The sequence below is a fragment of the Ruminococcus sp. 5_1_39BFAA genome (assembly GCF_964240875.1).
In the GTDB taxonomy this organism is placed as follows: domain Bacteria; phylum Bacillota; class Clostridia; order Lachnospirales; family Lachnospiraceae; genus Blautia_A.
Window position 1 is genome coordinate 150621 of record NZ_CAXSVO010000003.1, and the last position, 22044, is coordinate 172664.

Here is a 22044-nt window from a genome sequence, read left to right on the forward strand (position 1 = left end):
AATATATCTTATATTTTTTTATTATATACACAAATAAGTAAAGGAATACTGCCATGGACGTTAATCTGGAATTGTACAAGGTTTTCTATTATGTCGCCTCTACCTTAAGCTTCTCGGAGGCTTCCCGACAGCTTTTCATCTCTCAGTCTGCTGTGAGTCAGTCTGTAAAAACCCTGGAAAAAAAGCTGAACCATCCTCTTTTTATCCGCAGTACTAAAAAGGTTTCCCTTACCCCGGAAGGTGAAATCCTTTTTTCTCATGTAAAGCCTGCCATGGAGCTTTTGAACGGCGGCGAGGCACTTCTCTCCAATGCAAATGCCCTGAACGGGCAGCTCCGCATCGGCGCCAGCGACACCATCTGCCGCTATTTCCTCATTGATTACCTGCGGCGCTTCCACCAGGATCATCCGAATGTCCGCATTAAAGTGACCAACAGTACCTCCATCGGCTGTGTGGACCTTCTTGAAAACCGCCAGGTAGATCTGATCGTGTGCAATTTTCCCAATTCCCGGCTCTACGGTCACACCAGAATGAAAACCGTAAAGGAGTTTGAGGATGTTTTTGTGGCAAATCCCACCTGCTTTCCCATAGAAGAAAAGCCCATGGAGCTGAAACAGCTTCTGGACTTTCCGATCCTCATGCTTTCCTCCAAGAGCACAACCAGTGAATATCTGCACCGCTTTTTTGCCGCGCAGGGCATGAATCTGGCTCCTGAAATCGAGCTGAACAGCAATGACCTTCTGATCGACCTGGCGCGCATCGGCCTTGGTTTTGCCTGTGTTCCGGACTATATGCTCACTGACCGGGAAAAGAACCTGGTCCGTGTCAATCTGACACAGCCTCTCCCCAGGCGCCGGATGGTGCTGGTTCCACATCCTTCTGTCCCGCTTCCCCAGGCCGCGGAACGGTTTGTGGAATATTTTCCTGAAATATAACAGCGCCGCCCGGTCTTACTCCGGACGGCGTTTTATCTGCTCTGAAAACCGCAGATTACTGCGGCATTACCGCATCTGCTTCTTCAATATAGAAATTGTCAATCTCCTCAAAACACCCTGCATCTGCCTTTGATGCGTAGGTCGGCTCAATCGGCATTTTGCCCAAAACCTTCAATCCCAGAGACTGGGCAACCTCGTCAATATGGCTTTCTCCAAACACCTTGATCTGCTTTCCGCAGTCTGGACAGGCTACATAGCTGTAGTTCTCCACAATGCCCAGAACAGGAACCTTCATCATTTCAGCCATGTTGTAGGCTTTCTTTACGATCATGCTTACAAGATCCTGCGGTGAGGTAACGATCACTACACCGTCAATAGGCAGTGACTGGAATGCGGTCAGCGGTACATCGCCGGTTCCCGGAGGCATATCTACAAACAGATAGTCCAGATCTCCCCAGATCACATCTGTCCAGAACTGCTTTACCATATTTGCCAGGATTGGTCCTCTCCAGATAACGGGGGTTTCCTCTGTGGGAAGCAGCAGGTTAATGGACATTACTTTGATCCCGTTTTTGGTTTCCATTGGGAAAATACCGTCATCATTTGCCTGTGCAGCGCCTTTTAAACCATACATCTTCGGAATGGACGGTCCGGTAATGTCAGCGTCCATAATACCTACTTTATAGCCTTTTTTAGCCATACGGTTTGCCAGTGATGCGGTAACAAAGGATTTTCCTACGCCGCCCTTTCCGCTGACAATGCCAATGACATGCTTCACATCAGAAAACACGTTCATTGTCTCCTGGAGACTTTGAGGGTTATTCTTTTTGGAACAGCCTTCGCAGCTTGATTTGTCACATGTTGTACTGTTGCATTCTTTTGCCATTGTAATTTATTCTCCTTTAACAATTTATTTCATAAAGCGGTCTATCGCTTTTTCCAGCTCCTTGATGGCATCTCTGTCTCCATGCTCCACCGCATCTACGATACAATGCTCGATATGATCCTGGAGTATGATCTTTCCTGTATTATTAATGGCAGACTTTACTGCTGAAAGCTGGATCAAAACCTCCGAACAGTCCCGTCCGTCCTCTACCATCCTTTTGATGGATTCCAGATGACCGATAGCCCTCGAAAGACGGTTCAGCACGGCTTTCGTCTGCGCATGGCTGTGCTTATGTCCGTGGCTGTGATGAATCACCGTCCCATCCTCCAGAACATGAATATGGTCACCATGTATCTCCTCTGTCCCTTGGTCCCGGACAGCTTTTGTCTCATTCTCTGTGCTCATGGATTCTCCTTCCCACTGGCAGAGCGGACGTTACGTCCTGTTGTCACGGCTGATTTCGGGTCAATCCCGTGCGCCTGACGGCTTGCACTCGCCAAGTGTTGACATTATATCATATCGTCTATATTTCTGTAAAGGAGCAGCGCTGTTTTATCTGAGAGGTCACGATATCAAAAATGATGGTTCCATCTGCAAGAACAGTCTTTTCGTAGGAAACCTCTTTTCCCTCGAATTTCTTTTTTACATACTCCTCCGGGTCATCCAACTCCACTTCCTCCACCATTACATCACGCATCTGGTTTCGGGGGCATTTATTAAAAATTTCCCATATTACTTCGTACTCTTTCATAGGCTCATCCTTTCCTAAAATGCAGGAACTGCGGGTATCGCTGCAATTTGCTTTCGCAAATCGCACCGCGGCGAATAGCTTCGCTCTACGGCTCAGCTATTCTTCATTATAACATTTTATGTTTTTTTGTCAAAAATAATTGAACTTCTCCGAAGAATGTCGTATCATAAAGAATAATTCATTTTGAGAAGCCAAAGGAGAGGGAATCATGAAGCTTTTAAAAGACCGCATTTTAAAAGACGGCGTTGTAAAACCAGGTAATATTTTAAAAGTAGACAGCTTTCTGAATCATCAGATGGATATCGACCTTATCAACGAAATCGGCAAGGAGTTTAAAGCCCGTTTTTCTGATTGTCCTATCACCAAGATTCTTACCATCGAGGCATCCGGTATCGGAATTGCCTGCATTGCAGCTCAGTATTTCCATGTACCCGTTATTTTTGCAAAAAAAGCACAGAGCGTCAATCTGGATGGTGAAATGTACACCACAAAGGTGGAATCCTTCACCCACAAAAAAGTATATGATGTAATCCTTGCGAAAAAATTCCTCCAGCCTGAGGACCATGTCCTCCTGATCGACGATTTTCTTGCAAACGGCTGCGCACTGCTTGGCCTCATTGATATCGTCCAGAAATCCGGAGCTGTACTGGAGGGCGCCGGAATCGTCATTGAAAAAGGCTTTCAGCCCGGTGGTCAGCAGATCCGTGACATGGGTATCCGCCTGGAATCCCTTGCCATCATTGATTCTATGAGCGACGATTCTCTGACCTTCCGTTAATAGCTGCTTCCGCAGCAAATATCCCTATTTATATCGGTACATAATCATACCCGCCGTATATTTTCCATACGGCGGGCATTTCATTATGGATAAAGATATTCCTATGCCTTCTTATTCTCGGAATCTGTTGCTTTTTCAGGCGCCTCTTCAGGCTTTTCTGTCGGCTCCGGTGCCGAAGTTGTTTTCGGTGAAGGTGTCGCCGTAGCTTTTGGAGTAACCGTAGCTGTCGGTTCCGGTGTTGGCGTGGTCGTCGGCTCTGGTGTCGGCGTGGCTGTCGGTTCCGGTGTCGGTGTGGCACTTGGTTCCGGAGCGACCTCGTGCTCCAGGTAATATCCATTATCAATCAAGATCTGGTAATTATCCTTATCGATGACCCTGCCGTCACAGGTATATGTTCCGATGATCTTCACACCATTGTCATACTGATTGTAATCCTGGACCTCCGGCGTTTCTCCCTGCAGATAGGTGTCAACCATTTTTACACATTCTTCTGCCAGAGTTCTGCTGTCTAAAAATACAGTAAAGCTCTGTTTTTCCTCTGCTACGCTCTTTACAGCTTCCGCTGTTGCTCCAACGCCTGTCACAACAGGCCAGTTCTCATTGCCCGGATAGATTTCCTTTTCTCCCAGAAGCTCTATAGCTGATTGGGCAAAAGCATCATAAGCCGTACAGATAATATCCGGTGTTCCCTCTTCCTGATAATACTGGCTGATGATCTCTTTCAGCTTATCCTTTGCCGTATCGCTGCTCCAGCGCATCACAGACGTGTCATCAAAAGTAAGGTTCTCAGACCTGCATACAAGTGTTCCCGCATCAAAATAGGGCTGCAGTTTTTCCATGATTCCGTTAAACAGAAACAGCGCTGCACTGTCATCCGGCGCACCCATAACAAATTCAATGGTATAGGTTCTGCCTTCTTCCTGCGCCTTTTCCAAACCCTTAAGCTTTATGAGATTTTCTGCGATCTGGTTTCCAACCGCCCTTGTATCAAATGTTATAAAATACTTCAGCGTATCGGTATCCATGATCAGCTTGTCGTAATCAAATATGGGAATTGACAGTTCGTCTGCCTCCTCCAATACTTCAGACAGAGAATACTCATCCACAGGAGCAACGATCAATGCTGCCAGCATCTCATCCTCCAAAAGTCCGCGGATCTGTGAAATCTGGGTATCTGCATCATCCTGAGCAAACAGGATCTCAGCCTCATAGCCATCTTCCTTCAAAAGCGCCTTCATTTCATTTCTGTCAAGGATCCACCTTTCGTCAGAGCTGTCAGACGGAAAAAGCACTCCCACCTTCTGAAGCGGCTCTGCCGGCTCCTCTTCTGCTTCTTCCTCATCGCTTTCTTCTGTTGTCTGCTCCTCTTTTTCCTCCTTTTTTTCCGATGCGGTTTCCTTTTCCGAATCAACGGTCTTCTCAGCCTTTTCAGCCTCCTCTTCCGCTTTCTTCTCCTGCTTTTCTTTTTCCTTTTTTTCTTTTTCGGCTTCCTCCGTCTCCGCGTCGTCTCCGTTTCCCTCTTTTTCTGTTTCCACGCTCTCGTTGACTGCCTCGGTTGCTTCATTTTTGCCGCATCCGGCAAGGAACGCAGCAGATATGATCAGCCCCAGCAGGATTCCTGCCGTTTTTTTCTTCATAATCCAACCCTTTCTCAAATACCTTTATATTCCTTAGCCAGCCCTTTCAGGTAGTCCCGGTACGCCTGTGCTGCTTTTTTCGGCTTCGCGATATGTACCTCATGTCCCATCGCAGTCAGCCAACCATAAAACTGCGGCGTTTCCGCCACCTGTACGGAAGCGGTAAAATATCCGGCTCCCTTATCTTTATATTGGGCAAAGTCTCCGAAATAATCCTGTACCTCTTTTTTTACAGAGTTTCCACAGAGGAGCTTCAGTGTTTTCATGTCCTTCCGGCGTACTCCCGGATCAAATTTCCAGACAGTGCCGGATATAGCTGCTTCCTGCTTTTCCGCCACCTGTGCATCCTGCACTTCTGCTACCTGGTACACTGCTTCTTTGGATTCCGTTTCTGTCTTCTCCGGTGCTTTTTGGCCAGCCAGATAATATCCTCCCGGCCTTCCTCTGCGATATCTGACATCCATACCAAAAGAGCGCAGCACTTCCATATCATCGTAAATACTCTTGCGCTCCGCTGTCACTCCATACTTCAAAAGCTCTGAAAGGATCTCCTGCATAGTAACCGTGCGGTCCTCCCCTGTTTCATGCAGAATTCTCTCCAGATACAAAATCTTTCCTTTCTGATTATTCGATTTTGGCATAACTCTCCCCTTATCCCTGATACTCCATTCTTCCCCTTTGTTTTCGCTTATACGATAAAAAGGTGTCAAAAGCTCCCCTGCTTTCGGCACCTTTCTAACCGGTAAGATTATTCCTCCGGTGCGAACTCATCCTTTCCTAAACCGCAAATCGGGCAAACCCAATCTTCCGGAAGGTCTTCAAATGCCGTTCCTGGTGCGATTCCGCTGTCTGGATCGCCAACCTCCGGATCATACACATACCCACATGGTCCACAAACATATTTCTGCATTATATTTTCTCCCTTCTAATTATCATTAAACTAATGAAAATTCAGAAAATTCATACCCATGACTTGAATTTTCTTCAGTTTCATCTCATATCGACATTATACAATCTGCTTTCTATGAATGCAAGAGTTTTCATTAGGAAATATTTTCTTTCACAAAACGATGGTATACATAATCGTTTGCTTCTTTTTCCTGGCTGTCATCAAGCTCCGGAAGCTCCACAGGCTTTCCGTATTTCTTTTCAAGCGCGTGGGAAATAAGCCAGTCCGCGAGCTGCGGATTTTTTGGCAAAAGAGGTCCGTGAAGGTATGTGCCGATCACATTTTTGTAAACAACTCCCTCGTATCCGCTTTTCCCGTCATTACCTGAACCGTAAAGCACTTTGCCAAGCGGTTTGCAGCCGTTGATACAGGTGCGTCCGCCATGATTCTCAAAGCCCACCACAGGCATGTCAAACAGATCACTTTTCAGAACAATATTGCTGATCAGTCTGCCCTCTCCCTGTTCTGTATATAAATCCACCAGATCAAGTCCCGTGATCGTCCCCTGTTCTGTCTTATAGTATTTCCCAAGGAGCTGATAGCCGCCGCAGATTGCGATCACTACCCCATTATCTTCCACATATGCCTTAAAATCGTGCTGAATCTCTTTTAACTTCTCATTGACCAGCAGCTGCTCCCTGTCTGAGCCGCCCCCCAAAAGTACAATATCCAGTCTGGAAAAATCAATCTTATCGTCCAACTCAAAAGCAATTGTTTCTGCTTCGATCCCACGCCATTGACAGCGCTTCATCAGACATTGGATATTTCCCCTGTCACCGTACAGATTCAGGAGATCCGGATATAAATGTCCAATCGTCAGCTTCATTCCTTTTCTCCCTCCATCCTCTTCAGTATATTTCTGGTGGAAAACAGTGCCGTATAATTCACAAGCACATACAGATTGCCTACACCATCCTCAATACGGGCTCTGATCGCTTTCTCCACATCCCCTTCCAGCATGGAAGGAATATCCACATATTTCATCCTCAGCCGCATATCCTGACAGCGGATTCCGCTGACTGTAATGGATTTGATGCTCTCATCCCGCAGTCTGTCAAAATCCACATCCCACAGCCAGGAAATGTCAGTTCCGTCCTGGGCATTATCGTTGATGGTGATAATGATATCCTTTGGGTTTTTATCCTGCATAACTGCGGAGATATTCTGGTTAAAACCAGCCGGATTCTTTGCCAGATTCAATGTAACGCCACAGCCCCTGATGCGGAACTGCTCCATTCTTCCGTTTTCCGGATTGAATCTTTTCAGCATATCGTTGAAATGCTCTGCGGCAAAACCAGCCGTACGCACACCTGCATAAGCGGCAAGAATATTATATACATTGTAAAAGCCTTTATAGTTGGCAGTAATCTGCCTGCCCTCCACCCTGAAGGAAATCTGATCATCTACCTTTACATCGTCTGCGTCGTACTGAATCTCCGGTCTTGCAAAACCGCATTTCGGGCATTTGTAATCTCCAAGCTGGCTGTAATGGTAAAAACTGTATATAAGCCTCTCACCGCAGCATTTACAAAAACGCCCCTCCCGGATCTCATTTGTCTCATTTTTCATAACCGGCTTGCTGATTCCGTAAGTAACGAACTCATTTCCGCTGTCCATGGCAAGATATGCCGACAGTGCATCATCACCGTTTACGATCACCTTCATTTTGGGTACCTTACGGATCATTTCTTCCAGAATATTCATAGTAATATCAATTTCGCCGTATCGGTCAAGCTGATCACGGAAAAGATTTGTCATTACCATATAGTCTGGTTTGATTGCCGGGAAAACGTGGCGGGTGGAAGCCTCATCCACCTCGATGCAGGCATAGTCGGCATCAACCTTTCCCCCTAAGCCGGACGCCAGCACGAAAGCCGCCACCACACCGTTCAGCATATTGGAACCTGTGTGGTTGCATATGACCTTTTTTCCCTCTGCTTCCAAGGCAGCACAAAGCATATTATTCGTGGTTGTCTTTCCGTTTGTCCCGCACACAACGAAAATCTTCTCTCTCACCTGACCGGAAAGCTCCTCCAGAATATGTGGATCGATCTTCAATGCGATTTTTCCTGCCCAGGTCACACCCTGACGCCCCATCTTACGGCAGGCAAAGCCCGCGAATTTTGCTGCGCAGACGGCAGCCATTGTTCTTATTTTCATTGGTTTTTTATCCTTTAATCACTGTTGTTCTAAAAAGTTACATGTATAGTATAACCTTTTTTTGGGAAATGTACAGAGGGAGCCAGATAAAAAAGAGATATCTACATAAGTAAATATCTCTTTTCATGCGTATTTTCAATTCAATTTACAGGAAATTAAACCAGCTCGATTAAAACTTCCATAGCACCATCGCCCTTACGCGGTCCAATCTTTACGATTCTGGTGTAACCGCCGTTACGGTTAGCGTACTTCGGAGCGATCTCATCGAACATTTTAGCAACCATGTCAACGTCTTTGGTGTTTTTCTTTTTACCAGCGCCTTTAGCCGGAACTTCTTTAACCGGATAGAATACTTTCAGCATCTGACGGCGTGCGTGAAGTCTGGAAGGAGCGTCTTTCTTGATCTCTTTCTGTACTTCATCGTATACGGTTTTCTTCTTTCCGTCAACAACCTCTTTTACTCTCTTGCCTTCAGCGTCTTTTCTTGCAACCTTTGCAGTTACGGTAACTGTCTCAAAGTTGTCTCTCTCGCGAACTGCCATAGCAACAAGACCTTCAGCAATTTTGCGGATCTCTTTTGCTTTCGCTTCAGTGGTAACGATTTTTCCGTGATATAACAGATTTGTTACCTGATTTCTTAAAAGAGCTTTTCTCTGATCAGAAGTTCTGCTTAATTTTCTATATTTTGCCATTTTATTTTCCTCCATCTGTGGGACAACAATACATGCTTGTTCGGTCTTACTGTACCATTGCTTTGGCACCCCACTGTAATATAGTTAGCTAACAAGTTCTACAGTTTCCTCAACTAACCTCGCATTCGCTTCGCTCATGCTCGCTGAGGAAGCTCGATTCACTAAATTCGGCCTGCGCTTTCGCTTGTCCTCATTAAGTTCCTTCGAGCGGAATTCGCACTAACCTCAAGCTGCGCCTAACAGCTTGCTTTCGCTAAGTGCTCTATTCCTCTGTAGGCTGGAGCTGTAATCCCAGCTCTTTCAGTTTTGCAAGTACTTCTTCAAGTGACTTACGACCAAGGTTACGAACCTTCATCATATCGTCAGAAGTCTTATTGCACAATTCTTCAACTGTATTAATGCCAGCTCTCTTCAAGCAGTTATAGGAACGAACAGACAGCTCAAGCTCGTCAATGCTCATCTCCAGAACCTTTTCTTTTTCATTGTCTTCTTTCTCGATCATAACCTCAGCGGTCTTTGCATTTTCGGAAAGGTCAATGAAAAGGCTTAAGTGCTCGCTTAATACTTTTGCTGCAAGGCTCACGGCCTCGTCCGGATCTAATGTACCGTTGGTGTACACATCCAATGTCAGCTTATCAAAGTCAGTTACCTGACCAACACGTGTATTCTCTACAATCATGTTTACTCTGTCTACCGGAGTGTAGATCGCATCAACAGCGATAACGCCGATAGGCATGTCCTCAGTTTTGCCTTTATCCGCACTGATGTATCCGCGTCCTTTGGTGATGGTAAGCTCCATTGCAAGTCTGCAGTCCTTACCTCCATTTAAGGTCGCAATTACCTGATCCGGATTCATGATTTCGATATCCTGATCTGCCTGAATATCAGCCGCAGTCACAACACCTTTTCCCTCACACTCAATGTATGCGGTCTTCGGCTCATTGTCAGAGCTGTTATTCTTAATAGCAAGACTCTTCAGATTCATAATGATCTCGGTAACGTCTTCTTTTACGCCCGGGATGGAGCTGAATTCATGAAGGACACCATCAATCTTTACCTGGCTTACTGCTGCTCCCGGCAGGGAGGACAGCATAATTCTGCGAAGAGAATTGCCAAGTGTGGTACCGTATCCTCTTTCCAGAGGTTCTACAACGAATCTTCCAAATTTTTTATCTTCGGATATCTCGGTAATTTCGATTTTTGGTTTATTGAAATCAAACACTAAAAGTTCCCTCCTTCTGGGTTGATCAACATTTTGAGGGTATTAATCAAAAGGCGTAACTATTCAGCAATACCTGCTGAATAGTTACCAAAAGGCTTACTTAGAATACAGCTCGACGATAAGCATCTCGTTTACAGGAACGTCAATCTCTTCTCTTGTAGGAAGCTCTTTTACAACGCCCTTTAAGTTCTCCTGGTCAACATCCAGCCAGTTCGGAACAAGTCTTCCGCCGGTTACTTCCAGGATTCCTTTGTATCTGTCAGAACCTTTGCATTTTTCTTTGATTTCTACAGTGTCGCCAGCTTTTACAAGGTAGGACGGAATCTTTACGCATTTTCCGTTTACCAGTACATGCTTGTGGTCAACGATCTGACGTGCCTCTTTTCTTGTTCTTGCAAATCCCATACGGAAGATCACATTGTCAAGTCTGCTCTCCAGCATAACCATCAGGTTCTCACCAGTCTGGCCTTTCATTCTGTCGGCTTTCTTGTAGTAGTTACGGAAAGGTTTTTCCAGTACTCCGTAAATGAATTTTGCTTTCTGTTTTTCTTTTAACTGTGTACCATACTCAGATACTTTACGGTTAGCACGTTTTAACTGTCTTGTGGATTTTTTATCAATTCCTAAATAGATTGGGTCAAGTCCCAGGGATCTACATCTTTTCAGAACCGGTGTTCTATCTACTGCCATCTCAGCCTTACCTCCTAATTAGACTCTTCTGCGTTTTGGTGGACGACATCCGTTATGTGGTACCGGAGTTACGTCACGGATACTTGTTACTTCAAGTCCGCATGCCTGAAGGGCACGGATTGCAGCTTCGCGGCCGGAGCCAGGTCCTTTTACCATTACGTCTACTGTTTTTAATCCATGAATAAGAGCAGCTTTTGTTGCAGTCTCTGCTGCCATCTGTGCTGCATAAGGGGTAGATTTCCTTGAACCTCTAAATCCCAGACCACCGGCACTTGCCCAGGAAAGAGCATTTCCTTCGCTGTCAGTCAGAGTAACAATTGTGTTGTTAAAGGAAGACTGAATATGTGCCTGTCCGTGTTCAACGTTTTTCTTGACACGGCGTTTTGTTGTCGTTTTCTTAGTTGTTTTTGCCATTTTAAAACTAACCTACGCTTTCCTTTTTTCAATTTAATTTATCGATTACTATCTGGTTACTTTATTTCTTTTTGTTTGCTACGGTTCTCTTCGGACCTTTGCGGGTTCTTGCATTGGTCTTGGTCTTCTGACCACGAACCGGAAGTCCTTTACGATGACGGATTCCTCTGTAGCATCCGATTTCCTGCAGTCTCTTAATGTTGAGGGCGATTTCTCTTCTAAGGTCACCTTCTACCATCATTGTCTCATCAATAACAGCGCTGATTCTCTTTACTTCGTCATCTGTTAGATCTCTGACACGTGTGTCAGGATTTACATTTGCTGCAGCAAGAATTTTGTCTGCGCTTGGTCTACCAATTCCATAAATGTAGGTAAGACCGATTTCGATTCTTTTTTCTCTTGGTAAGTCTACACCAGCTATACGAGCCATGTACTGTTTCCTCCATTTTCTTTTTTTGAAAGTTCTGCGTCCTGTACACCACTTGCACATATGTACAAGGTGAAATGGGGTGCATCTGTACGTTCCCTTTCTGTCTAGTTTTTACTAGTTCCTAATTGGGGTGCCTCGGTAAAACACCCAGCTGCACTTGGCGTTTTGCAGCCTTTCCGAAATCCTTTGGCCTAAGGGCCAGCGTTGCCTCTCGGTATTAGGCAATACATGCTTCAGAAATTAACATGAATAGTTGGACAACCCTTCCGGGTGTTTCAACCACAGCCGCTTTTTCATTAAAGATTTTAGCCTTGACGCTGTTTGTGCTTTGGATTCTCACAGATAATTCTGATAGATCCTTTTCTCTTAATGACCTTGCATTTCTCGCAGATCGGTTTTACAGATGATCTTACTTTCACTGGAAATCCTCCTTCCGTAAAATATAGCATTAAAATCTGCAGTTTCTGAGCGCACCTATACACAGGTATACGCGCGTTCGCAGTATATTCTAGCATTATCAACAAAAAAAAGCAAGTAAAAATTAAAGAAAATTTCCGTTTTTTTACGGCTCTTCTTGATTTCTTCTCGATTTAACAGAAATGCCGCACCATCCGGTACGGCATTCCTCATAATTCTCCCTTTATTTTCCGCTGTCCCCTTGGAAAATCTGTGCAATGGGTGAATCAGCCGAAAGTATCACAGTCTTATCCCCGCCCTGCATGGACGCCTTCAGTGCATCCAGACTGCGGACAAAGGAGTAAAAATCGCTTCGTCCATCCTCACTGTAGGCTTCGGCAAGAATCTTCATGTATTCCTGCTCGCCTTCTGCTTTGAGGATCTCTGCCTGCTTCTCCGCCTCGGAAATCTGGATTGCAACCTCTTTATCCGTAGTGTTGCGGATAACCTTCGCCTCGGAATCACCTTGCGCTGTATAGGTAGCGGCAATGTTTTCCCTCTCAGAGATCATGCGCTCATATACTGCCTCCTTGTTATCGTCCGGGAGGTCTAGCTGTTTCGTCTCACACATAAGAAGCGTGATCCCGTACTGGGCCATATTGTCGCCAATGGAATCCATCACCGCCTGGGAAAGCTCTCCGTCGCGGCTGGTGATCACCTCGTCCTGACTCATGCTGCTGATGACGTTTTTCGTTGCATTGTAAACCGCTGTGTTGATTCTGCTTTCCCCGCTCTCAATGGATGAGTTCAAGGTCTGTGCAAATTTCAAAGGGTCCGAGATGCGCCACAATATGTAACTGTCACAGATCATGGTCTTTTTATCCTTTGTGATCACGTCAGAAGGTGCCAGATCATACAAGATCGTTTCTTTTGGAAGGGTGGCTGCTGTCTGCACAAAGGGCACCTTCATACTGATACCAGGCGACTCAATGACACGGCTCACTTTTCCAAACTGCCGGATCAGCTTATATTCATTTTGGGCTGTGACCGTAATGGAAGCTCCCAGTCCTATCACGATCACCGCTGCCGCTATAGGCAGCAACACGTTTTTCTTTTTCATAGCTTACTTAGCCTCCTTTTCACTCGCCGCATCATTTGATGTACTGTCTGTACCGCTGCCAGTATCTGCTTCTCCCGTAAAGCTGTCTAATGGCAGCACCTTCTGCACGCTGTCCCCGCTGTCAATCACGATTTTCATTCCCGGCAGAACATCTTCCATTGTCTCGTAAAACATTCTCTGCTTTGTAACTGCCGGATTCTTCGTATATTCCTCATACATGGCATTAAACCGTGCCACCTCTGCCTCCGCCTCATTGATCCGCACCTGCTTCTGGGCCTCTGCATCCTGTATGATCTGGTCAGCCTTTGCTTCCGCCTCGGGCAGCTTTTCGTTGCGGTACTTGTTTGCATTATTGATGGCTGTCTCTTTTCCCTGCTTGGCAGTTTCTACTTCCTTAAAGGATTTCATAACCTCCTGTGTAGGCGGTTCGGAATCCTGAATGGTGATGTTCACAAGCTGAATACCGATATCCTGAGATTCCATCTGCTTCATGATCATTTCCTTGATCTTGCTTTGAATCTCACTTTTTCCGGTAGTGAGCACATCATCTACTTTATAGCTGGCGATCACGCTGCGGATGCAGGACTGGGAAATATTTTTCAATATTTCTTCCGGAGTCCGGGAAGTATATAAATATTTCACCGGATCAGCTATCCGGTATTCCACAAAGAAATCTACATCGATAAAATTATAATCTGAAGTGATCATGATCCCCTCATCTTCTATCGTCTCGTCCGTATCCAGTTCATACCCAATGGGAAAGCCCTGAATGGTTGTATTTACCTTGGAAACCTTCTGGATAAACGGAATTTTAAAATGAAGTCCCGTTTCAGATACAGCCTTGGGAACACCGAAGGTTGTCACGACAGCCTGTTCCTGCTCCTGTATCTGATATGTAGCATTCCCTGCCAGAAGGACTATTGCTGCAGCTCCTACAGCCAAGCCGACCGCAAGCCCTGCGTGTTTCTTTACATTTGGCATTTTTCTTTTCGGTGAGTTGTCTTTTTTCATATTAAAATGATACTCACCGGAACCATTGCCAAAATGCTGCTCATCAGTATTGTCCATAAAATTGTTATTAGAATCATAATCTGACACTATGTCTCCTCCTTCTTAAACTGAGAATCCATCTCCCATGGTAAACGGATCGCATCGGTTATCTGTTCCGGCATTCACCGCAAGCTTTTTCGGTCTGCCTTTTTCAAGAAAAGAAAAAGACCTTTGCTTCAGACAACCAATTAGTCCTGAAACAAAAGTCTCGCTGTTTATGCTATAACGCGGGTATCACTACCGTACTGACGCATATGCTCCATTTTCCTGAAAATACATTCTCGATTCTCAATAAATGGCCGCTACTCCCTTTTCTTTGTCGGATATTGTAGCACCCTTTTTCCAAAAAGTCAATAATTTTCTGTCTTTTTCCATATAATATCTCATAGAAAGCAAATACAAAACTGGAAAGGAATCAGACACTATGAAAGACAAAATATTTGGAGTGTTGCAGAGAGTGGGCAGAAGCTTTATGCTTCCCATCGCCATTCTCCCTGTAGCCGGACTACTACTGGGGCTTGGAAGCTCCTTTACAAACCCCACAGCAATAGCCACCTACCATCTGGAAAAAATCCTCGGGGAGGGAACTCTTCTCCATGGTCTTCTGGTGATCATGAACAATGTGGGCAGCGCCATATTCGACAATCTTCCTCTGATTTTCGCCGTGGGTGTTGCTATTGGTATGGCGAAACGTGAAAAGGAGGTTGCTGCCCTCTCCTCCCTCATCGCCTTTTTTGTCATGCACATTTCTATCAATGCAGTGCTGCAAAATGCAGGAAAAATCCTGCCGGACGGTTCCATCTCGAACGACGTGCTGGAAGGCACCATAGCCTCTGTCTGCGGTATTGATACTCTGCAGATGGGTGTGTTCGGCGGAATTATCGTAGGGCTTGGAGTGGCTGCTCTCCACAACCGTTTTCACAGGATCGTACTGCCTAATGCACTTTCCTTTTTCGGCGGTTCCCGATTCGTTCCGATCATCTCTACCATCGTATACATGTTTGTAGGAATCCTCATGTATTTCCTGTGGCCTCTCGTTCAGAGTGGCATCTATGCACTGGGCAGCCTTGTGACAGGCACTGGCTATTTCGGCACTCTCATTTTTGGTATTGTAAAGAGGGCGCTCATTCCCTTTGGACTTCATCACGTATTCTATCTGCCTTTCTGGCAGACTGCTGTGGGAGGCGCCATGAATGTGGCGGGACAGCTTGTACAGGGCGGACAGAATATTTTCTTTGCCCAGCTCGCCGATGCTGCAAATGTAACCCATTTCAGTGCGGATGCCACCCGCTATTTCTCCGGCGAATTTATCTTTATGATCTTCGGTCTGCCCGGTGCGGCACTTGCCATGTACCGCACTGCCAAACCGGAAAAGAAAAAGGCGGCAGGAGGCCTGCTTCTCTCCGCTGCCCTTACCTGTATGCTCACTGGTATTACGGAACCGATTGAATTTTCATTTCTCTTTGTAGCACCTATTCTTTTCGTGGTGCAGGTCATCCTGGCAGGAAGCTGCTACATGGTGGCCCATATGCTGAACATTGCAGTGGGGCTTACCTTTTCAGGCGGCTTTATTGACCTTCTTCTGTTCGGTATTTTACAGGGAAATGCAAAGACAAGCTGGATCAGAATCATTCCTGTGGGTATTATTTATTTCTTCTTATACTATTTTATCTTTACCCTTCTTATTAAAAGGCGCAATCTGAAAACACCCGGACGTGAAGATGATGATGCTGAGACAAGGCTTTACACAAAAGCGGATGTTAATGCTGCAAGATCAGGAAAAATCTCTGATAATCCCAATGAAAAGGCGGGTACGGATCACTTAAGTGCAGCAATCGCGCAGGGATTGGGGGGTGCTTCCAATATTTCAGATGTTGATTGCTGTGCCACAAGGCTGCGAGTGACTGTGAAAAATCCGGAAAAGGTTTCTGAAGCAGTCCTGAAGCAGACAAATGCAAGAGGCGTTATCACCAAAGGACAAGGGGTTCAGGTTATCTATGGACCTCACGTTACTGTGATCAAAGCGAACCTGGAAGATTATCTGTCAAATCCAAATGAAATCGAAGAATCGTCTTTTGGCAAACTCGAAAACACTACTATAGGCATGACGGACCGCGCACAGCAGGAAACTAATAAATCTGCATCCGATATTCTTTCTCCGATCACCGGAACTGCAATTGAATTGTCCAGAATTGAGGATGGTGTATTTTCGGAAGGAATGCTGGGACAGGGTGCTGCCATCGAACCTTCCGAGGGTAAGGTATATGCACCCTTTAACGGCAGGGTCAGTATGGTGTTTGATACCAAGCATGCTCTTGGATTAACCTCAGATAACGGAGTAGAGCTTCTGATCCACATTGGGATTGATACTGTGAAGCTTGAGGGCAGACCATACACCATCCACGTTGAAAACGGTGCAGAGATAAAAGCAGGCCAGCTTCTCGCTGAATTTGATATTTCCGCTATCGGAAAAGAAGGTTTCCGGACCATCACACCCGTTATTATCACAAACTCTGATGCATACACTTCCATTTCCCTGCAAAAGACGGGTGAAATACGGAAAGGCGAAAAATTCTTAATTGTAAAATAGCGCCAAGACTTAGAAAACGCCGCCCACAAAAGGACGGCGTTTATCTTAGTTATCGTTTTTATTTGTCTCTCCAGATGATTCTGCCCTTAGACAGGTCATACGGTGAGAGCTCCATGGTTACTTTATCCCCCGGAAGGATACGAATAAAGTTCATTCTTAATTTACCACTAATATGTGCAAGCACAACATGCTTGTTTTCCAGTTCCACTTTAAACATTGCATTAGGCAGCTTTTCCAGAACAGTGCCTTCTACTTCGAGTACATCTGCTTTTGACATTTTTAACCTCCTATGTTACAAAAGTCATATTATTTGGTGAGTGTCAGAATCTCCGGTTCGCCATCTGTAATCAGGATGGTGTTCTCATAGTGCGCGGAAAGGGAACCATCCATGGTTACCACTGTCCAGTTATCGTCCAGCCATTCCACATCTGCCCGTCCCATGTTAATCATAGGTTCAATGGCAAGTGTCATTCCCGGAATCAGTCGAACTCCCCTGCGTTTCTGGGGAAAATTAGGGATTTGCGGGTCCTCATGAAGATGGGTGCCAATTCCATGACCAACCAGATCGCGCACCACTCCATAGCGGTACTTTGCCGCATAGTTGCCGATCGCGCTTGAAATATCATTCAGATGATTTCCAGCCTTTGCCATTTTGATCCCCTCAAAAAAGCATTGTCTGGTGACATCCATAAGTCTGCGGGCATCCTCAGAAACCTCGCCCACTGCATAGGTACGTGCAGCATCAGAATGATAGCCTTTGTAGATCAATCCGGCATCTATCTTAACCAAATCCCCATCCTGGATAATTTTGTCCTCCGAAGGAATTCCGTGGACCACCTCATCATTGAGACTAATGCAGAAGGAGCCAGGAAAGCCTCCATAATTTAAAAAGTTTGGAATACAGCCCATGGAGCGGATCATATCCTCACCGATACGGTCGATCTCCTTTGTGCTGACTCCCGGCTTAATGTAGGGGATCAGGCCATCATGGACCTTTTCCAAAAGATGGCCCGCTTCCCTCATAAGCTCAATCTCATGTGCTGTTTTAATTGAAACTGACATATTCCCTTTTATCCTCTATCTTATTCACCAAGGATCTGGGTGATATCGCCAAACACTTCTTCCAGGTTCTTAGTACCGTCTACAGTCTTTAAAACACCCTGGTTTGTATAATAGTCAATCAACGGCTGTGTCTGGTCATGATATACATTCAGACGCTTCTGCACTGTCTCAGGCTTGTCGTCATCGCGAAGCACAAGCTGCTCACCGCAGGCATCGCAAACACCCTCAGCCTTTGGAGCTGCATATACGATATGATAGGTAGCTCCGCATTTTAAGCAGGCACGTCTTCCACCCATACGGTTTACAATATTCTCATCCGGAACATTTACATCAATTGCATAGTCAATTTTGCTGCCCAGCTTATTCAGGGCATCGGTCAGGCACTCAGCCTGAGGAATGGTTCTTGGGAAACCGTCCAGTACATATCCTTTTTCTGCATCCGGCTGCTGGATTCTGTCCACAACCAGATCACAGGTCAGTTCATCCGGAACAAGAAGTCCCTGATCCATGTAAGTTTTTGCTTTCTTTCCAAGCTCGGTTCCGTTCTTGATGTTTGCACGGAAGATATCGCCTGTAGAAATGTGCGGAATACCGTATTTCTCAGCAATCTTTTTTGCCTGTGTTCCTTTTCCTGCACCTGGTGCACCCAACATAATGATTCTCATAAATATACCCTCCATAATACGGTCTGTATAAACAGACATGATCTTTTGGTGACGGGGAAAACCCAATCAAGGCTGCAGTGCAATGCACCACAACCTTAACTGTCACTTTAGTTATTGAGGAAGCCTTTATAATTGCGCACAAGCATCTGGGATTCAATCTGTTTTACAGTCTCCAGGATAACTCCTACAATAATGATAATAGAAGTACCGCCGAAAGAAACATTTGCTCCAAATACACCGTTAAAAATAAACGGAATCACGGCTACAATAATCAGACCTACCACACCTATAAATATAATATAATTCAGGATTTTAGTCAAATAGTCTGAGGTTGGTTTTCCCGGACGGATGCCAGGAACAAAACCGCCCTGCTTCTTGATATTATCTGCCACTTCCAGTGGATTGAAGGTAATGGAAGTGTAGAAATATGCAAAGAATACACACAGAACGATATAAACAAGCAGACCCCAGCTATACTGAATCTGTTTCGGATTACACCAGTTATTAGAGGAAAGTCCTCTCAGGATCTCGCTTCCGATACCAGTACCATTTGCTTTGCCAGCTAACTGAGCAATGACATTTGGAAATGACATAATAGAAGAAGCAAAAATAACCGGAATAACACCTGCTGTGTTGACCTTCAACGGAATATTGGTTGTCTGACCGCCCATCATTTTTCTGCCGACCATTTTTCTGGAATACTGAACCGGAATTCTTCTCTCAGCTCCGTTCAGGATCAGAACAAATACAACCATCACAACGATGATAGCCAAAATGATCAGACCTGCAAGCAAGCCCTTTGCAATCGTCTTTCCTTTGATGAAGTTCTCATAAAGCAAAGCCAGATCGCTTGGTACACGAGAAATAATGTTTACGGTAAGTACGATAGAGATACCGTTTCCAACACCCTTCTCAGTAATCCGCTCACCGATCCACATCAGCATAGCAGATCCTGCGGTAAGGCAAACTACTACTGTAAAACCTTTTAAAAAGTTCATATTCGGAATCAGACCCTGACGTCCAAAACCGATAGCCATAGCAACAGACTCAAACAGCGCAAGACCTACTGTTACATAACGGGTAATGGCTGTAATTTTCTTTCTGCCTTCCTCTCCATCTCTCTGCATCTCCTCCAGTGCCGGAATGGCAATGGTGAGAAGCTGCATGATAATGGATGAAGTAATGTATGGCGTGATGTTCAATGCGAAGATTGACATCTGGGTAAATGAACCTCCGGTGAACGCATCAAAAAAATTGAATGCGTCACCGGTATTATTTGCAAACCACTCTTTGAAGAAATCGCTGTCCACTCCCGGTACAGGAAGCTGAGAACCGATTCGGATGACAAGGATCATCCATAGTACGTAGAGAAGTTTACGTCTCATTTCTTTGACTCTAAAAACATTTTTAAGAGTTTCTAACATTAGATCACCTCTACTGTACCACCCGCAGCCTCGATTTTAGCTTTTGCAGTTTCGCTGACAGCGTCTACTTTGACATTCAGTTTCTTTGTCAGCTCGCCGTTTCCAAGAATCTTAACACCGTCTCCGGCTTTGGAAATCGCCCTGCTTGCAAGTAAGCTCTCAACAGTTACTTCTGCGCCGTCCTCAAAACGGTTCAGAACGTCAACGTTGATCGCGATGATCTCTTTAGAGTTTCTGTTTGTGAAGCCTCTCTTCGGCAGACGTCTGTATAAAGGCATCTGTCCACCTTCAAATCCCGGTTTCTTATGTCCGGAACGTGCTAACTGTCCTTTGTGTCCTTTACCGGCTGTTTTGCCGTTTCCAGAACCATGTCCACGGCCTCTTCTGAAGTTATCGCTGTGCTTAGAACCCTCTGCTGGTCTTAAGTTTGATAATTCCATTTTGGCACCTCCTTTTAGTATTCAAATAGTCTAACTTTTGCTATCAAAAATCTTTATGCTTCTTCTACTTTTACCAGGTGCTGTACCTGCTGAATCATTCCTCTGGTTGCCGCATTGTCCGGCATCTCAACTGTCTTGTGCATTTTTGTAAGACCCATAGCTACAACAGTCTTTTTGTGCTTCGGTACTGCGCCAATCGGAGATTTTACTAATGTAACTTTTAATGTGTTTGCCATTTCAATTCTCCTCCTTAAGCCAGAATCTCATCAACAGATTTTCCGCGAAGTTTTGCAACTTCTTCCGGAGTCTTTAACTGCCTTAAGCCTTCGATGGTTGCAAGAACAACGTTCTGCTTATTTCTGGAACCCATACATTTTGTACGGATGTTTTTGATACCAGCTAACTCGATCACGGCACGAGCCGGACCGCCGGCGATAACACCAGTACCTTCCGGAGCTCTCTTCAGAAGCATTTCAGCGCTTCCGTATTTGCCCACGAAGTCATGTGTGATAGAACCATTCTCATCTCTTGCTACTGTTACTAATTTCTTCATAGCATCCTCTTTTCCTTTGCGGATCGCTTCAGGAATCTCGGCTGCTTTTCCTAAGCCTGCACCAACGTGTCCGTTGCCGTCACCTACAACAACTAAAGCTGTGAAACGGAAGTTACGACCACCTTTAACAACCTTGGTAACACGCTTGATTGATACTACTTTATCTTCTAACTCTAACTGACTAGCATCAATAAGATTACGTTTCATGTGTTTCGCTCCTCCTTTTAGAATTTCAGTCCAGCTTCTCTTGCTGCGTCTGCCAGTGCTTTAACTTTACCGTGGTAAATATAGCCGCCTCTGTCAAATACAACCTGCTCAATGCCGGCTTCCAGTGCCTTTTTACCGATTACGGTTCCTAAGTAAGCTGCTGCTGCTACATCGTCGGTGTTCTCAAGCTGTGCTTTTACGTCTTTCTGAAGAGTAGAAGCAGATACTAAAGTCTTGCCAACGGTGTCATCAATAATCTGTGCATACATATGCTTGTTGGAACGAAATACTGCAAGACGCGGAGCAGTTGCAGTGCCATTTAAATGATGACGTAATCTTCTATGCTTTTTCTGACGAATTTCCGCCCTAGATGCTTTATTAACCATTTTCTCACTCTCCTTAATTATTTCTTACCAGTCTTACCAACTTTACGTCTGATAACCTCAGTATCATATTTGATACCTTTGCCCTTATATGGCTCAGGTCTTCTCTTATCTCTGATCTCAGCCGCAAACTGACCAACTTTTTCTTTGCTGATACCGGATACGATAATCTTGTTACCATCAACTTTGGTCTCAATACCTTCCGGATCTTCCATTTCTACCGGGTGAGAATATCCAAGGTTTAAAGTAAGCTTTTTGCCCTGCTTTGCTGCTCTATAACCTACACCGTTTACCTCAAGGGTCTTTGTATAACCCTCGCTTACACCAACAACCATGTTGTGGATCAAGCTTCTGGTTAAACCGTGAAGAGATTTGATTCTCTTTAAGTCGTTCGGTCTTGCTACAACCACATGACCATCTTCAACTTTGATTTCCATTTCTTTTGGAAGTTCTCTTACGAGAGTTCCTTTTGGTCCTTTTACGGTTACTACGTTTCCTTCTGCGATGGATACTTCAACTCCTGCCGGAATAGCAACCGGAAGTCTACCGATACGTGACATACTATGTGTCCTCCTTACTTAAATTATCGGAGAGGAAAGGGGTTCCTCTC

Annotated in this window: 28 protein-coding genes; 3 read left to right on the top strand and 25 right to left on the bottom strand. The window is 45.1% G+C overall.

Going from position 1 to position 22044, the window contains the following annotated elements; genetic code table 11:
* Positions 1-53: 53 nt before the first annotated feature.
* Positions 54-935 (top strand): LysR family transcriptional regulator, encoded by an 882-nt coding sequence (locus ACESZH_RS05625; RefSeq protein WP_373213349.1) that lies wholly within the window; start codon positions 54-56, stop codon positions 933-935.
* Positions 936-990: 55 nt separating this feature from the next.
* On the opposite strand, the gene ACESZH_RS05630 is transcribed toward ACESZH_RS05625, so the two are convergent.
* The 3 genes from ACESZH_RS05630 to ACESZH_RS05640 all read right to left on the bottom strand — a co-directional run bounded on the left by ACESZH_RS05630 (position 991) and on the right by ACESZH_RS05640 (position 2572).
* The gene (locus ACESZH_RS05630; RefSeq protein WP_373213347.1) at positions 991-1821 is read right to left on the bottom strand and encodes a P-loop NTPase; all 831 of its coding nucleotides are present in this window, start codon (positions 1819-1821) and stop codon (positions 991-993) included.
* 24 nt (positions 1822-1845) lie between these two features.
* Entirely contained in the window at positions 1846-2175 is a 330-nt protein-coding gene (locus ACESZH_RS05635; protein WP_373213684.1) for a metal-sensing transcriptional repressor, read from the bottom strand.
* 169 nt (positions 2176-2344) lie between these two features.
* Positions 2345-2572, bottom strand: coding sequence for a hypothetical protein (locus ACESZH_RS05640; protein WP_373213345.1), 228 nt, complete (start codon positions 2570-2572; stop codon positions 2345-2347).
* Positions 2573-2780: 208 nt separating this feature from the next.
* Between ACESZH_RS05640 and ACESZH_RS05645 the strand changes: the two genes are divergently transcribed.
* Positions 2781-3350, top strand: coding sequence for a xanthine phosphoribosyltransferase (locus ACESZH_RS05645; RefSeq protein ID WP_373213342.1), 570 nt, complete (start codon positions 2781-2783; stop codon positions 3348-3350).
* A gap of 101 nt (positions 3351-3451) precedes the next feature.
* On the opposite strand, the gene ACESZH_RS05650 is transcribed toward ACESZH_RS05645, so the two are convergent.
* From ACESZH_RS05650 to hflK, 13 genes are all read right to left on the bottom strand, one after another.
* On the bottom strand, positions 3452-4987 hold the full coding sequence (locus tag ACESZH_RS05650) for a sugar-binding protein (RefSeq protein WP_373213339.1): 1536 nt from the start codon (positions 4985-4987) through the stop codon (positions 3452-3454).
* A 14-nt stretch (positions 4988-5001) separates the two neighbouring features.
* Positions 5002-5628 (bottom strand): WYL domain-containing protein, encoded by a 627-nt coding sequence (locus tag ACESZH_RS05655; protein WP_373213337.1) that lies wholly within the window; start codon positions 5626-5628, stop codon positions 5002-5004.
* Between the two features lie 107 nt (positions 5629-5735).
* Positions 5736-5897, bottom strand: a complete 162-nt coding sequence (gene rd / locus ACESZH_RS05660) for a rubredoxin (RefSeq protein WP_373213336.1) — start codon at positions 5895-5897, stop codon at positions 5736-5738.
* A 133-nt stretch (positions 5898-6030) separates the two neighbouring features.
* Positions 6031-6762: a type 1 glutamine amidotransferase gene (locus ACESZH_RS05665; RefSeq protein WP_373213333.1), complete on the bottom strand. Its 732-nt coding sequence runs from the start codon at positions 6760-6762 to the stop codon at positions 6031-6033.
* A complete protein-coding gene (locus ACESZH_RS05670; protein ID WP_373213331.1) occupies positions 6759-8096 on the bottom strand; it encodes a MurT ligase domain-containing protein in 1338 nt (445 codons plus the stop codon). The genes ACESZH_RS05665 and ACESZH_RS05670 overlap by 4 nt, the downstream gene beginning before the upstream one ends.
* 155 nt (positions 8097-8251) lie before the next feature.
* Positions 8252-8788 (bottom strand): 50S ribosomal protein L17, encoded by a 537-nt coding sequence (rplQ, locus tag ACESZH_RS05675; RefSeq protein ID WP_373213328.1) that lies wholly within the window; start codon positions 8786-8788, stop codon positions 8252-8254.
* Positions 8789-9050: 262 nt separating this feature from the next.
* Complete coding sequence (locus tag ACESZH_RS05680; RefSeq protein ID WP_373213326.1) at positions 9051-10010, bottom strand: DNA-directed RNA polymerase subunit alpha; 960 nt, start codon at positions 10008-10010, stop codon at positions 9051-9053.
* A 96-nt stretch (positions 10011-10106) separates the two neighbouring features.
* Positions 10107-10700 (bottom strand): 30S ribosomal protein S4, encoded by a 594-nt coding sequence (gene rpsD / locus ACESZH_RS05685; protein WP_373213324.1) that lies wholly within the window; start codon positions 10698-10700, stop codon positions 10107-10109.
* Between the two features lie 18 nt (positions 10701-10718).
* Positions 10719-11114 (bottom strand): 30S ribosomal protein S11, encoded by a 396-nt coding sequence (gene rpsK, locus ACESZH_RS05690; protein WP_373213322.1) that lies wholly within the window; start codon positions 11112-11114, stop codon positions 10719-10721.
* 61 nt (positions 11115-11175) lie between these two features.
* Entirely contained in the window at positions 11176-11544 is a 369-nt protein-coding gene (rpsM, locus tag ACESZH_RS05695) for a 30S ribosomal protein S13 (RefSeq protein WP_373213320.1), read from the bottom strand.
* 305 nt (positions 11545-11849) lie between these two features.
* Positions 11850-11963 carry a 50S ribosomal protein L36 gene (rpmJ, locus tag ACESZH_RS05700; protein WP_003022746.1) on the bottom strand — a complete coding sequence of 38 codons (114 nt, stop codon included), beginning with the start codon at positions 11961-11963 and terminating at the stop codon, positions 11850-11852.
* A 221-nt stretch (positions 11964-12184) separates the two neighbouring features.
* Entirely contained in the window at positions 12185-13060 is an 876-nt protein-coding gene (gene hflC, locus ACESZH_RS05705; RefSeq protein WP_373213317.1) for a protease modulator HflC, read from the bottom strand.
* Positions 13061-13063: 3 nt separating this feature from the next.
* Positions 13064-14158: an FtsH protease activity modulator HflK gene (gene hflK, locus ACESZH_RS05710; RefSeq protein WP_373213313.1), complete on the bottom strand. Its 1095-nt coding sequence runs from the start codon at positions 14156-14158 to the stop codon at positions 13064-13066.
* A 376-nt stretch (positions 14159-14534) separates the two neighbouring features.
* Here hflK and ACESZH_RS05715 point away from each other — a divergent pair, with 376 nt between their 5' ends.
* Positions 14535-16700 (top strand): glucose PTS transporter subunit IIA, encoded by a 2166-nt coding sequence (locus ACESZH_RS05715; protein ID WP_373213311.1) that lies wholly within the window; start codon positions 14535-14537, stop codon positions 16698-16700.
* Between the two features lie 58 nt (positions 16701-16758).
* Here the strand turns inward: ACESZH_RS05715 and infA are convergent, their stop codons facing one another.
* The 9 genes from infA to rplF all read right to left on the bottom strand — a co-directional run bounded on the left by infA (position 16759) and on the right by rplF (position 21994).
* Positions 16759-16977, bottom strand: a complete 219-nt coding sequence (infA, locus tag ACESZH_RS05720; protein ID WP_373213309.1) for a translation initiation factor IF-1 — start codon at positions 16975-16977, stop codon at positions 16759-16761.
* A 29-nt stretch (positions 16978-17006) separates the two neighbouring features.
* The gene (gene map, locus ACESZH_RS05725; RefSeq protein WP_373213306.1) at positions 17007-17762 is read right to left on the bottom strand and encodes a type I methionyl aminopeptidase; all 756 of its coding nucleotides are present in this window, start codon (positions 17760-17762) and stop codon (positions 17007-17009) included.
* 20 nt (positions 17763-17782) lie between these two features.
* Positions 17783-18427, bottom strand: coding sequence for an adenylate kinase (locus ACESZH_RS05730; RefSeq protein ID WP_373213304.1), 645 nt, complete (start codon positions 18425-18427; stop codon positions 17783-17785).
* A gap of 107 nt (positions 18428-18534) precedes the next feature.
* Positions 18535-19851, bottom strand: a complete 1317-nt coding sequence (gene secY, locus ACESZH_RS05735) for a preprotein translocase subunit SecY (protein ID WP_373213302.1) — start codon at positions 19849-19851, stop codon at positions 18535-18537.
* Complete coding sequence (rplO, locus tag ACESZH_RS05740) at positions 19851-20291, bottom strand: 50S ribosomal protein L15 (protein WP_373213299.1); 441 nt, start codon at positions 20289-20291, stop codon at positions 19851-19853. Before rplO ends, secY begins: the two co-directional genes overlap by 1 nt.
* Before the next feature lie 53 nt (positions 20292-20344).
* The gene (gene rpmD, locus ACESZH_RS05745; RefSeq protein WP_118252532.1) at positions 20345-20527 is read right to left on the bottom strand and encodes a 50S ribosomal protein L30; all 183 of its coding nucleotides are present in this window, start codon (positions 20525-20527) and stop codon (positions 20345-20347) included.
* Positions 20528-20541: 14 nt separating this feature from the next.
* Positions 20542-21051 carry a 30S ribosomal protein S5 gene (rpsE, locus tag ACESZH_RS05750; protein ID WP_373213296.1) on the bottom strand — a complete coding sequence of 170 codons (510 nt, stop codon included), beginning with the start codon at positions 21049-21051 and terminating at the stop codon, positions 20542-20544.
* Positions 21052-21068: 17 nt separating this feature from the next.
* On the bottom strand, positions 21069-21437 hold the full coding sequence (gene rplR / locus ACESZH_RS05755; protein ID WP_373213294.1) for a 50S ribosomal protein L18: 369 nt from the start codon (positions 21435-21437) through the stop codon (positions 21069-21071).
* A 17-nt stretch (positions 21438-21454) separates the two neighbouring features.
* A complete protein-coding gene (gene rplF / locus ACESZH_RS05760) occupies positions 21455-21994 on the bottom strand; it encodes a 50S ribosomal protein L6 (protein ID WP_373213293.1) in 540 nt (179 codons plus the stop codon).
* Positions 21995-22044 lie beyond the last annotated feature (50 nt).

What these genes read in the sequence shown, in the direction of transcription:
- ACESZH_RS05730 (WP_373213304.1), bottom strand. Translation starts at nt 18,427, where the DNA reads ATGAGAATCATTATGTTGGGTGCACCAGGTGCAGGAAAAGGAACACAG.
- ACESZH_RS05650 (WP_373213339.1), bottom strand. Translation starts at nt 4,987, where the DNA reads ATGAAGAAAAAAACGGCAGGAATCCTGCTGGGGCTGATCATATCTGCT.
- map (WP_373213306.1), bottom strand. Translation starts at nt 17,762, where the DNA reads ATGTCAGTTTCAATTAAAACAGCACATGAGATTGAGCTTATGAGGGAA.
- rplQ (WP_373213328.1), bottom strand. Translation starts at nt 8,788, where the DNA reads ATGGCAAAATATAGAAAATTAAGCAGAACTTCTGATCAGAGAAAAGCT.
- ACESZH_RS05670 (WP_373213331.1), bottom strand. Translation starts at nt 8,096, where the DNA reads ATGAAAATAAGAACAATGGCTGCCGTCTGCGCAGCAAAATTCGCGGGC.
- ACESZH_RS05645 (WP_373213342.1), top strand. Translation starts at nt 2,781, where the DNA reads ATGAAGCTTTTAAAAGACCGCATTTTAAAAGACGGCGTTGTAAAACCA.
- infA (WP_373213309.1), bottom strand. Translation starts at nt 16,977, where the DNA reads ATGTCAAAAGCAGATGTACTCGAAGTAGAAGGCACTGTTCTGGAAAAG.
- rplR (WP_373213294.1), bottom strand. Translation starts at nt 21,437, where the DNA reads ATGGTTAATAAAGCATCTAGGGCGGAAATTCGTCAGAAAAAGCATAGA.
- rpmD (WP_118252532.1), bottom strand. Translation starts at nt 20,527, where the DNA reads ATGGCAAACACATTAAAAGTTACATTAGTAAAATCTCCGATTGGCGCA.
- rpsD (WP_373213324.1), bottom strand. Translation starts at nt 10,700, where the DNA reads ATGGCAGTAGATAGAACACCGGTTCTGAAAAGATGTAGATCCCTGGGA.
- ACESZH_RS05640 (WP_373213345.1), bottom strand. Translation starts at nt 2,572, where the DNA reads ATGAAAGAGTACGAAGTAATATGGGAAATTTTTAATAAATGCCCCCGA.
- ACESZH_RS05665 (WP_373213333.1), bottom strand. Translation starts at nt 6,762, where the DNA reads ATGAAGCTGACGATTGGACATTTATATCCGGATCTCCTGAATCTGTAC.
- rd (WP_373213336.1), bottom strand. Translation starts at nt 5,897, where the DNA reads ATGCAGAAATATGTTTGTGGACCATGTGGGTATGTGTATGATCCGGAG.
- rpsM (WP_373213320.1), bottom strand. Translation starts at nt 11,544, where the DNA reads ATGGCTCGTATAGCTGGTGTAGACTTACCAAGAGAAAAAAGAATCGAA.
- rplF (WP_373213293.1), bottom strand. Translation starts at nt 21,994, where the DNA reads ATGTCACGTATCGGTAGACTTCCGGTTGCTATTCCGGCAGGAGTTGAA.
- ACESZH_RS05655 (WP_373213337.1), bottom strand. Translation starts at nt 5,628, where the DNA reads ATGCCAAAATCGAATAATCAGAAAGGAAAGATTTTGTATCTGGAGAGA.
- rplO (WP_373213299.1), bottom strand. Translation starts at nt 20,291, where the DNA reads ATGGAATTATCAAACTTAAGACCAGCAGAGGGTTCTAAGCACAGCGAT.
- ACESZH_RS05715 (WP_373213311.1), top strand. Translation starts at nt 14,535, where the DNA reads ATGAAAGACAAAATATTTGGAGTGTTGCAGAGAGTGGGCAGAAGCTTT.
- ACESZH_RS05625 (WP_373213349.1), top strand. Translation starts at nt 54, where the DNA reads ATGGACGTTAATCTGGAATTGTACAAGGTTTTCTATTATGTCGCCTCT.
- secY (WP_373213302.1), bottom strand. Translation starts at nt 19,851, where the DNA reads ATGTTAGAAACTCTTAAAAATGTTTTTAGAGTCAAAGAAATGAGACGT.
- rpsE (WP_373213296.1), bottom strand. Translation starts at nt 21,051, where the DNA reads ATGAAACGTAATCTTATTGATGCTAGTCAGTTAGAGTTAGAAGATAAA.
- ACESZH_RS05630 (WP_373213347.1), bottom strand. Translation starts at nt 1,821, where the DNA reads ATGGCAAAAGAATGCAACAGTACAACATGTGACAAATCAAGCTGCGAA.
- hflC (WP_373213317.1), bottom strand. Translation starts at nt 13,060, where the DNA reads ATGAAAAAGAAAAACGTGTTGCTGCCTATAGCGGCAGCGGTGATCGTG.
- rpsK (WP_373213322.1), bottom strand. Translation starts at nt 11,114, where the DNA reads ATGGCAAAAACAACTAAGAAAACGACAACAAAACGCCGTGTCAAGAAA.